At 70.5% G+C, this 9,295-nt stretch carries 11 protein-coding genes and 1 pseudogene; 5 read left to right on the top strand and 7 right to left on the bottom strand.

The genetic code is table 11. The features are described 5' to 3' along the window. Positions 1–309: 309 nt before the first annotated feature. Positions 310–678, bottom strand: a complete 369-nt coding sequence (locus F3T56_RS41975) for a VOC family protein (protein ID WP_149830748.1) — start codon at positions 676–678, stop codon at positions 310–312. Positions 679–763: 85 nt separating this feature from the next. Beyond that, a complete protein-coding gene (locus tag F3T56_RS48900) occupies positions 764–1,000 on the bottom strand; it encodes a hypothetical protein (RefSeq protein WP_246204482.1) in 237 nt (78 codons plus the stop codon). A gap of 809 nt (positions 1,001–1,809) precedes the next feature. Between F3T56_RS48900 and F3T56_RS41965 the strand changes: the two genes are divergently transcribed. Continuing rightward, the gene (locus F3T56_RS41965; protein WP_246204480.1) at positions 1,810–2,616 is read left to right on the top strand and encodes a helix-turn-helix transcriptional regulator; all 807 of its coding nucleotides are present in this window, start codon (positions 1,810–1,812) and stop codon (positions 2,614–2,616) included. Positions 2,617–2,702: 86 nt separating this feature from the next. After that, positions 2,703–2,867, top strand: a complete 165-nt coding sequence (locus tag F3T56_RS46700) for a hypothetical protein (protein WP_172639409.1) — start codon at positions 2,703–2,705, stop codon at positions 2,865–2,867. A gap of 315 nt (positions 2,868–3,182) precedes the next feature. Here the strand turns inward: F3T56_RS46700 and F3T56_RS41960 are convergent. Continuing rightward, a pseudogene (locus tag F3T56_RS41960) lies at positions 3,183–4,845 on the bottom strand (ABC-F family ATP-binding cassette domain-containing protein). On the opposite strand from F3T56_RS41960, the gene F3T56_RS41955 reads away from it, so the two are divergent. From F3T56_RS41955 to F3T56_RS41945, 3 genes are read left to right on the top strand one after another with little or no spacing between them, the layout of a single operon-like run. Then, entirely contained in the window at positions 4,751–5,008 is a 258-nt protein-coding gene (locus tag F3T56_RS41955; protein WP_149830747.1) for a YlcI/YnfO family protein, read from the top strand. The pseudogene F3T56_RS41960 and the gene F3T56_RS41955 sit on opposite strands and share 95 nt — an antisense overlap. Before the next feature lies 1 nt (position 5,009). Next, positions 5,010–5,381, top strand: a complete 372-nt coding sequence (locus F3T56_RS41950) for a toxin Doc (protein ID WP_172639408.1) — start codon at positions 5,010–5,012, stop codon at positions 5,379–5,381. A gap of 32 nt (positions 5,382–5,413) precedes the next feature. Then, positions 5,414–5,887, top strand: a complete 474-nt coding sequence (locus tag F3T56_RS41945; protein WP_149830745.1) for a hypothetical protein — start codon at positions 5,414–5,416, stop codon at positions 5,885–5,887. A gap of 408 nt (positions 5,888–6,295) precedes the next feature. Here F3T56_RS41945 and F3T56_RS41940 read toward each other — a convergent pair whose 3' ends face one another. The 4 genes from F3T56_RS41940 to F3T56_RS41930 form a co-directional block, all read right to left on the bottom strand. Continuing rightward, the gene (locus F3T56_RS41940; protein ID WP_149830744.1) at positions 6,296–6,973 is read right to left on the bottom strand and encodes a hypothetical protein; all 678 of its coding nucleotides are present in this window, start codon (positions 6,971–6,973) and stop codon (positions 6,296–6,298) included. Between the two features lie 40 nt (positions 6,974–7,013). Then, the gene (locus F3T56_RS46695) at positions 7,014–7,151 is read right to left on the bottom strand and encodes a hypothetical protein (RefSeq protein ID WP_172639407.1); all 138 of its coding nucleotides are present in this window, start codon (positions 7,149–7,151) and stop codon (positions 7,014–7,016) included. A 261-nt stretch (positions 7,152–7,412) separates the two neighbouring features. Further along, positions 7,413–8,381, bottom strand: a complete 969-nt coding sequence (locus F3T56_RS41935) for a Twin-arginine translocation pathway signal (RefSeq protein WP_149830743.1) — start codon at positions 8,379–8,381, stop codon at positions 7,413–7,415. Between the two features lie 455 nt (positions 8,382–8,836). Continuing rightward, the gene (locus F3T56_RS41930; protein ID WP_149830742.1) at positions 8,837–9,253 is read right to left on the bottom strand and encodes a heavy metal-responsive transcriptional regulator; all 417 of its coding nucleotides are present in this window, start codon (positions 9,251–9,253) and stop codon (positions 8,837–8,839) included. Between the last annotated feature and the right edge of the window lie 42 nt (positions 9,254–9,295).

Genomic DNA, 9,295 nt, shown 5'->3' with positions numbered 1-9,295 from the left:
CTACCGGATCCGCCACACCGCGCGGGCCGGATCCGCCAGATTGATCGAAACCAGATACGCGCCCTAGCACTGCCTGCAGCACCGCACGCTGTTCGACGAACTCACCGCTTTTGCCCCGGCCTCACCGCCCTCGCTTGACGCGTTGGCCTCGTGAGGTGTCTGGCGGATCCTCACCAAGCTCCGTACTGACCTCGCCCGCGCCACCCACTTGTTTCGCGCGATGTTCGTCCTGACGAACATCGAGGCCACTACCGACAATTGATCTCTACCGCAGGCGGCCTACGACCAGCGCAAGCCCCCGGAACAGCGTCACCGGGCCGGGATCGGCTGGGTGAGGTTCACCGGGTTGCCGTCGGGGTCCTGGATGTGGGCGACGCGCTGTCCCCACGGCATGTCGTTGGAGCCGCCGTGGACCGAGCCGCCCAGCGCCGTTACCCGGCCGAGCGTCTCATCGACGTCGTCGACACCGATGCTGAGCAAGATCCGCGGCGCCTCCCGGTCCCCCGGGTTCGCCTTGGCCACCAGCCCGAGGTCGGTGTCGCCGATGCGCAAGCCGAGGTAGAAGGCCGGCCCTTCCGCCGGTACCCGGAAGATCTCCTCAGCGCCGAACAATTTCGTATAGAAGCCGAGCAGAACGTCCTGGTCGGCAGTCAGGATCACTGGCTGGATGGTGGACATGGCACTCCTGTCGAGAACGGTCGTGTCGCTGGGTAGACCGTTCGAGGACGGCGAACTCATCGGCAAAACCACCCCGCCGGACGATCTACAACACAGACTGCCGCCCACGACCAGCACGAGCGCCCCGAAACGAGGTCACGCCACCCCGCGCCCGCTGACTAGCCAATTCAAGATGGCGGAGCTTCATTGCCCTGGTCTGGTGGTTGAGGTCCTCGTACTGAACGGGCAGGGCTCGGAGGGCGTCGCGGACGGGCAGCACGACGGTGTCACCGGGGGCGGCGGCGTACGCCGCCGTGGTCGTGGCGAGCAGGACGGTGAGCATGGAGAACGGCGGCCGCGGCGCCGGCGGCGCGGGGGAGACGCACGAGGGAGGTTCCTCTCGAAGACCACAGACGGGCTGTGACCTTCGTAGCGGGCTGGGGCTGGGTGCCGCCGGAGATTCGTCTGCCGGTCACCCACGCGGGCGGTAAGCCACATCGTCGTCTTGCTTCCCCCGACGGTGGGTCTGTCCGTGCGGGAGGGAGCTGGTCGAGGCCGCCTGGAAGCAGCAACGAGGCCGGGACCTGGTGGTCCCGGCCCGCGCCTGATGGAGGGGCGAGCCACCGCCCGTTCCATGAAGTCCCTGTTCTGGTGGGAGCCAGAGGAGATCAGGGCCTGCCCCTCGAGAGGGGCAGATGTGCGGATGGTTGCAGCATGATGCGATGGCAGCAAGCGGATGTGGGACAAATTCGAAGAAAGTACGCCGAGGCTTGGCCATGGCTCAACGCTGAGGTGACGCCCTTCTGAGAAGACGCAGGTCGTGTCGGAGCACCCCCGGGTGGGGTGGTGTGCAGGGGGGCGAAGTTGCCGCTTTGCCCTGTCTCCGGCGGGTGCGACAGATACGAATTTAGTACCTGTGACCGGCATTTGATCTGTCCGATCACTAGCACGATTCCGTCCACCGCGGCGCGGCGGAGCCACCCGTTGCGTTGCCGGTCTTGGTTGAAGCCAGAGTTCGGATACCCCGGTAACGCGTGAGGGTGCGCAGCACCGTGCGCGCGGCAGAAGAAGGGCACTTCATGCTGCAGTACGCCGTGATACGGGCCGTCACACGCGGAGGACAGATTCCGGCGCCGACGCTCGGGTAGCGCGGTGGCGCTCACCGGGCGTCCGATGGCGCCCATTCCGGAACCGAACAGCTGGAAGGGTCGGCTGGCTGCAGCACTGCGCGAGGGGAGAGCCGCTTGTGGGCTGACCCGCTCGCGGGTTGCTGACAGGGTCGGGACGTCGGTCGCGACGATCCAGCGGGCGGAGTCGGGCCACGACCTGCCGACCCTTCAGATGGCACATGCCATTGCAGTTGTCTGCCGCCTGGATGGCGAGCGGATCGAGTCCTTGTGGAGGAAGGCGTCGCAGCGCGGGCGCAAGCAGCACCTGACGCGGGCGCGCTCGCTGCCGCAGATCGTGAGCACCGCCGAACTGGGGCTGGCGCTGAGGCGGGTCTGGGAGATGAACGGCTGCCCGTCCGCGCGGGAGATGGAGCGGCGCGCCAAGACCCGCATCCGTGAGTTCGGTCCTCTGTCCCGGTCGACGGCGTGGCGGATCCGGGAGCGGGATCAGCCGGTCATGTCGAGGAAGCAGCTTTTCGCCTACCTCGTTGCCTGTGAGGTCCCGGAGGCGCGCTTTCGTCTCTGGGCCGAGACCTGGCATCGGGTACGGCAGGCGGAGAACCGGCGCGACACCCCGGGTGACGCCCGCCAGTGGGCCCTGCAGGCAGCCGAGGCGGAACAACGCCTGCGCGAGGCTGGGCTCGTCCCCGAAGAGCGTTTCCGGGGGAGCAGAGTTCCCTGGACGGTCCGGTGCCGACGTCGGACGTGCCGCCAGATCAGCCGAATCCGCTACGCGGACTTCATCGCCGGCGCCGGCGGCTGCCGAGTCTGCGCCGGGCACGCCACCTGACCCGCACTCTCGCCCCGAGGGCCTCCGCGCCCGAAGGAACCCAGAACCACGATGCCCTACGGGGCACACAAACCATCAGGAGAGCCATGTCCGCCCCCAGTCCCCAACCCCCTGGCCTCCTGAAGAGGCTGTTGTGCTGGATCCGGCGTCGCTCGCACGCGATGCTCTCCAGCGCTCTTCGCGGCGCCGCCTACGCCGCCGGTGCCGGCATCGTCGGCCTGATGTTCTGGTGGATTCAGCAAAAGCTGTAACCCCTGGCGGTCAGCAGGCCGTGCTGCTGACGGGCCAGCGCCCTCGACAAGACGTGCGGCCCGCACGCAGCGCAGCCGCAACGCTGAGGGATCTGGCTTGCTGCCCGGCGACGGGCCCGCAGGGAGCGTGCCTAACGGTCCGATACCAGCATGATCTCTCGCAGCGATGGTTGAGCGATTCTCAGCGAAGGGCTCCGGTCACCCGCATTTCTTGAGGAACGAGTTCAGCGGGGCGCGACCGCTACAGGTGCCGACCGGGTGCGACGGCGACGCCGCCCGCCACTATCCGCTGCCAAGCCGCCCACCGCCTAGCCGTCATCCCAAGCGGACCCTGGCCGTCTCCGGCAAATCCAGATGCTCGCCCCGGAACCGCGTCCGCAGCGCGCGATCATGGGTGACCAGAATGATTGCGCCCGAGCAGCCGGCCAGCGCCGCCTCCAGTTCCTCGACCAGCGCCGGGGACAGGTGGTTCGTCGGCTCGTCGAGCAGCAGGAGGTCCGCGGGCTCAGAGACCAGCCGTGCCAGGTCCACGCGGCGGCGCTGGCCGTACGACAGCTCGCCGATCCGCAGTCGGAGCTCCGCCGGGTGGAAGAGGCCGAGGGTCAGCAGGGCATCCGCGTGCTCGTCGGCGGAGCCGACGCGGCCCAGCGCGAACGTCTCTGCCACCGTCAGGCCCGGCGGCAACGGTGTCTCGTCCTGGCGTAGATGGGCCACCGGGCCCGGTTACCTGCACCGAGCCCTCGTCGGGTCGCAACTGACTGGCGAGCAGCTTCAGCAGCGTGGTCTTGCCCGCGCCGTTGGGGCCAGTGACCAGCAGGCGGCCGGAAGTGCCGAGGGTGAGGGAGTCCAGGTGGAGGCGGCCTCCTACGCGTACGTCCGACAGTTGTACGGAGAGGGGCTCCGCCGCTGACGCATCTGCGCAATCCCCCGCCGTCCTGATGCGCGCGGTGAAGGTCAGTGGCACTGGTGGCGGCGCCACCGGGTTCGCCGTCAGCCGGTCGACCCGCTCGCGGGCGTTGCGGATACGGGCCATCGCGCCGTGCGCCCGGCGGCGGGCTCGGAAGCCGCCGTGGCCGAAGTTGGCCAGTGGGGCCTTGCGCGGGATGCCGTCGAGGCGGACCGCATGGCCGGCGGCCAGCCGCTCGTTGCGGGCCAGCTCGGCCCGCCACTCCTGGTACTCCTGGAGTCGGTGGCGGCGTTCCGTGGCCTTGGCGGTGCGGTAGCCGGCGTAGCCGTCTCCGTAACGGGTGACCTTTCCCGCCTCGGTCTCCAGGACCGTGGAGGTCAGGCGCTCCAGGAAGACGCGGTCGTGGGTGACCGCGAGCACCGTGCCGTGGTGTGCCCGCAGCCGCTCCTCCAGCCACTCCATGGCCTGGTCGTCCAGGCCGTTCGTCGGCTCGTCTAGAAGCAGCAGCTCCGGGCGGCCGGCGAGGACGGCGGCCAGGGCCAGCCGGGAGCGCTCACCGCCGGAGAGGGTGCCGAGCCGTCGGTCGCGGGGGAGGGCGGGTAGGCCGAGATGGTGCAGGGCGAGGTCGACGCGGTGGTCGGCGTCGTAGCTAGCGCGCGCCTCGTAGCGCTCGAGGAGGGTGGCGTACGCGGCGAGTGTCGCCAGGTCTGCGCCGTCGCCGAGCGCCTGCTCGGCCCGGCCCAGCTCCGCCTCCAGTGCGCGCAGGTCCGCGAGGGCCAGGTCGACGGCGTCCTGGACGGTGGCAGTCGAGGGCAGGGGGATGGTCTGCGGCAGATAGCCGATGCCGTCGGCGGCCACGGTCAACTCGCCGCTGGCCGGGCGTTTGACGTTCGCGACCGCGGACGGGTGGCGTGTCCGCGTCCGTTTCTGCCGTATCCGCTCCCCGTGCTGTACACCTTGCTGTACGGTCGTGGATATGTCGAAGTCAGTGACGATCCGGGTCCCCGAGGAACTCCACGCCCAGCTGCAGGAGCGGGCCGAGACCGAAGGCACCACGGTGACCGCGCTCATCACCGAGGCCGCGCGCAACGCGGTCCGCGACCCCCGCCTGGAAGGCGCCGCGGAGGTCTTCCGCCAGTTCGTCGCGGACAACGCGGACGCGTTCGACGCGGCGTTCCCCGACGACACCCCCGCCCGCCTGGACGCTGCCGGGCACCAGGGGCGGGCTGCCTGAGGTGGAGCTGAACATCGATATCCGCTGGCTGCTGGAGCGCCAGGCGGAGGTCCTGCCCAAGCACCCCGAGGTCCACGACTTCTCCAACCTCGTGGCCGCCGTCGCCCGCCACCGCGTCAACACCCCGCAGGTCGGCGCCAGGGTCGACAACGCCTGGCGCGCGGCCGCCCTCATGCACGCCATCATCCGGCTGCACCCCCTCCCGGCCCGCAACGCCCTGTACGGCGCCGCGATCACCGTGGCGTACATGGACGCCGCGGGCGAGGCCATCGACCCGCCGTACGGCGCGCTGATCGACCTCGCCCGGGACATCGACGCCGGCCGCGCCGACGGGTACGGCGCAGCCGACCGCATCCGCTCCTGGCGGATCTGACCACCGGCCTCAGCACCGAAGGGGGAACGGTCATGGCAGACCAGGACGACCCGCAGGAGGTCGCGCGGCTGCGCTACCGCCTCTACGAGGAGGCGCTGCGGGCCCGGATGCCCCGGGCCCAGTTCGACCTCCTCATGGAGATCATCCGGCTGTGGGCCGCGAACGGCGGCGGTACCGCCCGCCTCAGCCTGGACGGTGAGGAGAAGGAGCTGTTCACCCCCGAGGTGCAGCAGGAGCTGCTCAACCTCATGGGGCTGCTCGGCGCGATGCAGCCCGGACACGAGGGCCGCGCCGACCACGTCGTCGCCCAGCTCGGCGACGGCGAGCACGCCAAGGGCGCCATGTCCCTGGTGCCGCCCGATGTCGCGGCCGACCCCGACCGGCTGCGCGCCCTGCGCGACCGGATCGACGCCCAGCAGCACCAGCGCCTCCTGGACCAGCACGAAGTCGAGGGCATCGCCCGCGCCTCGGGCATGCCGCCGGCCGGCCCCGCGGACGACACCTGACCGGCGTGCGGCAACGCGGAGGTTAGCGGCGCCACACCCGACGGTGTAGGTGCCCGGCGGATAGTCGATCAGGAGCCCGAGCTCCGTGGCGATGGCCTCCTCCCAGCTGCCTTCACGCAGCCAGGACAGCGCGCGCCCGGCGACAACACGCTGGTTGACCGTCTTCCCGCCCGGCTCCGCGGTGACGGGCATGTCGTCGGGCAGCCCGTCCAGCTCCGCCCGGACCAAACATCCCCCCGGTGGGTGGCTGTCGCCGTGGTGGTCGTCGGAGGGTGTCGTGGGTGCAGCGCAGCATTTGCATGGGCCAGGCCTGCCATGCGCCGGGCAGTCGATCCCGCCAATTGCCACAGACAGAGCAGGATGCTGGAGGGCTGCGATCCGGCGTGCTCCACCTTGACGGGCGGGGCGCTACTGCTTGGTCATCTTGGCGCAGGTACCAATGCCTCCGGTGGCCGGGTTCCAGTTGCAGGTGTAGAAGTGAAGATCCTTCACGTCCCACCAGTCTTCCTCGTAGGGGCGCCCCTCGCGGCCGACGGGGCGGCCCTCCTCGTCGAAGTACGCGGGATTCTGGTAGCCGATGACTTCTTCCTCGGGTTCCCAGCGAATGCCGCCGGCAGTGGCGTGGCACCGCTTCCAGGTCGCTTTGACCGCGGCACCGTACTTGTCGCCGACGCTCTTGTCGTAGACCAGTCCGTAGATTCGTGCCCAGTAGGCTGTGTTGGGGGCTTCACCCTGGCAGTCCGCCTCCTTCGCATAGTCGTAGCTTCCGAAGGCGTAGCTTGCGCTGTTCGCGCTGTAGGCAGCCACGTCATAGCTGGCTGCTTGGGCTGGCTGGATCCCAAGGCACATCACTAAGACCGAAGCAACGCCGACGCTCGCGACGGTTCTGCGTAGGTTCATCGCTGTCCTCTCTTTCAGGGCGTGGTTGGCCGGGCTGCTCCGAGTTTGCTGATGTCGATCCGCTGCGGCAATGGCGATGGGCTGTCCCGGACAGGCGATGGGCTGTCCGGCCTGGTCAGCGCCTTGTCCGGGACTCTCAGGAGCGAGGCCGAGCCTCTCGTTGGCGATCTCACCCATCTCGATCACGGCCACACCCTGCCAGGAGGCCGACGCCCGTGGCGGCGGATCAGATGTCCGGCGTGATCGCGTCGACCAGGACGCGCAGCTGGCGCACGACGTCCTGGTCGGCGTCGGCCCGGTCCAGGACCTCGGCGGCCGGGGCGAGCACATCGATGAGCCGGCCGGACCGTACGGCCAGCGGCACGTCGCGCAGCGAGGCGCGGAAGAACGGCCCGCTCCACTGGCCATGGGCGAGGCCTTCGGCGAGCTCCCGTTCTATCTGCTCCGGTACCCACTGCCCAGCCTCGTGCGGGCTTCGAGCCCGAGTACGTCAGCGTCGAGTACGACGACGACGCCTTCTACGACGCGATGGGAAACGTCGAAGACGTGTCTGAGGAAGACGACGAATGACCCCGGATCGCCCTCGGTGCCCGGTGTCGTAGCCGGGCCACGCCCAGCAACGGCGTTACGCGGATGCGGCGCCGGACGCGTCCACGGGAGGCGGCAGGGTGCGCAGGCGTTCGCGCAGATCGGCCACGTACTCGGCGGGGCGGGCGGCGAGCAGGCCGTTCAGGCGCTCCAGCCGGGTGTGGGCGGTGGCGCGCAGGCGGCTCGGCGGCACCAGGTCGAGTACGTCCAGGGCGCGCTGCACGGCATCGGACGGTTGGTCGGAGGCCTCGGCCTGGGCGAGGACGAGGGTGGCGGCGGCCCATCCGGGGGTGCCGGTGGTGCAGGCGGCCGCGGAGGCCTCGGCGCGGGTGCGGGCCTGCTCGGTGCGGCCCAGCGTGAGGTGCGCTTCGGCCTGGCGCAGGGCGAGTTCGGGCTCGTCGAAGCCGAAACGGCCCGGGGCCTGGCCGGCCGGGTCGGCTTCGATTTCGGTCAAGGCCATGTCGAGGGCGGCGGCCGCCTCCTGGTCGCGGCCCTGCTGGGCGAGGGTGGGCAGCAGTGCCCAGGCGTGGAGCTGGGCGCGGACCAGGCCGGCGGGGGCCGCGGCCGCGCCGCGCTCGGCGTACGCGAGCGCGGCGGTCAGGTTGCCGGTGTGGCGGGCCACCATGCTCTGCGCCCCGTACGCCCACGCCGCCAGCGCCGTATCCCCGCACCGGTTGGCGTACGACACGGCGGTGCCCAGGTGGGTGCGCGCACCGGCCGGATCGTCCAGGTGGAAGGCCAGGTTGCCCAGCAGGCCGGACAGTCGGCCGACTTGCCGGTGCAACTCGGTGCCGTCCGTGCCGGGAGAAAGCAGCCTGGCCAGCAGGGTGCGGGCTGCGCGGACCTCCCGGAACAGCATCGTCACGGGGTGCTTGCTGTAGTTCAAGTGGAAGTGGTCGGCGGCGGCTTCGGCGAGTTCGGCCACCAGCGGACTGCTCTCGGGTTCCGCCAGGAGCGCGAGCTGGACGGACTCCCTGACCGACGGGAGCCCAGCATCGGTGGTCACTGGTGGACCCTCCTCTCTGCGGGCTCTGAGAAGGTGCCCGTGGTTAGAGACCGGCTCCGTGCCCAGGTCGGGCCCGTCTACCCACGCGCGGGCGGCGGCGAGGTTATCGACGGTTCCGGCGGTCACGTAGACGAAGCCGTCGCTTCTCCAGGGCCTGGGGCTCGTCGGGGTTCAGGTGGCTCGCGCCGACGTGCAGCGGTCGGTGCCGACGCCAGACGACCGCGGTCAGGCGGGCGGCTGCGAGAACCGCCGGGCGCGGCCTCACCCCAGTGCCGAGGGGGATTCTCGCCAGATCCTCCCAGGTGATGGGCGGTGGGTAGCTGAAGACCCGCCCACCGCCCGCAGCTCTTGGCGCCGCGTGGAGCTCGGTGACGGCGGGCTGGTCTCGGTAATGCGGGCGTCGAGCCGGTCGGGGCACGTGGCGTATGGCGGGATGTCGCCGTCGCGTGCGTCGCTCAGGTCCCCTCGCCGGAGGTGGCGCTCTCGATGATCCGGCACACCAGGGCCTGTTCCCCGCGGTCGGCGGCCTGGTCGGCTTGTGCGCGGGCGTGCTGCAGGGTCGTACGCAGGGCCTGGAGGTCGGCGATGCGGCGGTCGATGTCGGCGAGGTGCTGGTCGAGGAGGTCGGTGACGAGACCGCAGGGCTGTTCGCCGCGGCGCTGGAGGTCGAGGATGTCCTTGATCTCCTTGAGGCTGAGGCCGAGAGCCTGGGCCTGGCGGATGAACCCGAGGACGGGGATGGCTTCGTCCGTGTAGGTGCGGTAGCCAGCGGCGGTGCGCTCGGGCGGGTCGATGAGGCCGTTGGCCTCGTAGAGGCGGACGGCCTTGGGGCTCAGCCCGGTGCGGGCGGCGATGCGGCCGACGGTGAGCATGGTGGGGGCTCCGTTCGTGCGTATGGTGCGAGTCTGCGCTTG

It is taken from the genome of Streptomyces tailanensis (assembly GCF_008386495.1).
In the GTDB taxonomy this organism is placed as follows: domain Bacteria; phylum Actinomycetota; class Actinomycetes; order Streptomycetales; family Streptomycetaceae; genus Streptomyces; species Streptomyces tailanensis.
This window is presented reverse-complemented; position numbering and strand designations above follow the sequence as displayed.

Bases quoted from the DNA above. Each gene is read 5' to 3' on its own strand.
- F3T56_RS41975 (WP_149830748.1), bottom strand. From the start codon at position 678: ATGTCCACCATCCAGCCAGTGATCCTGACTGCCGACCAGGACGTTCTG.
- F3T56_RS48900 (WP_246204482.1), bottom strand. From the start codon at position 1,000: ATGCTCACCGTCCTGCTCGCCACGACCACGGCGGCGTACGCCGCCGCC.
- F3T56_RS46700 (WP_172639409.1), top strand. From the start codon at position 2,703: ATGTCCGCCCCCAGTCCCCAACCCCCTGGCCTCCTGAAGAGGCTGTTG.
- F3T56_RS41955 (WP_149830747.1), top strand. From the start codon at position 4,751: ATGTCGAAGTCAGTGACGATCCGGGTCCCCGAGGAACTCCACGCCCAG.
- F3T56_RS41945 (WP_149830745.1), top strand. From the start codon at position 5,414: ATGGCAGACCAGGACGACCCGCAGGAGGTCGCGCGGCTGCGCTACCGC.
- F3T56_RS41930 (WP_149830742.1), bottom strand. From the start codon at position 9,253: ATGCTCACCGTCGGCCGCATCGCCGCCCGCACCGGGCTGAGCCCCAAG.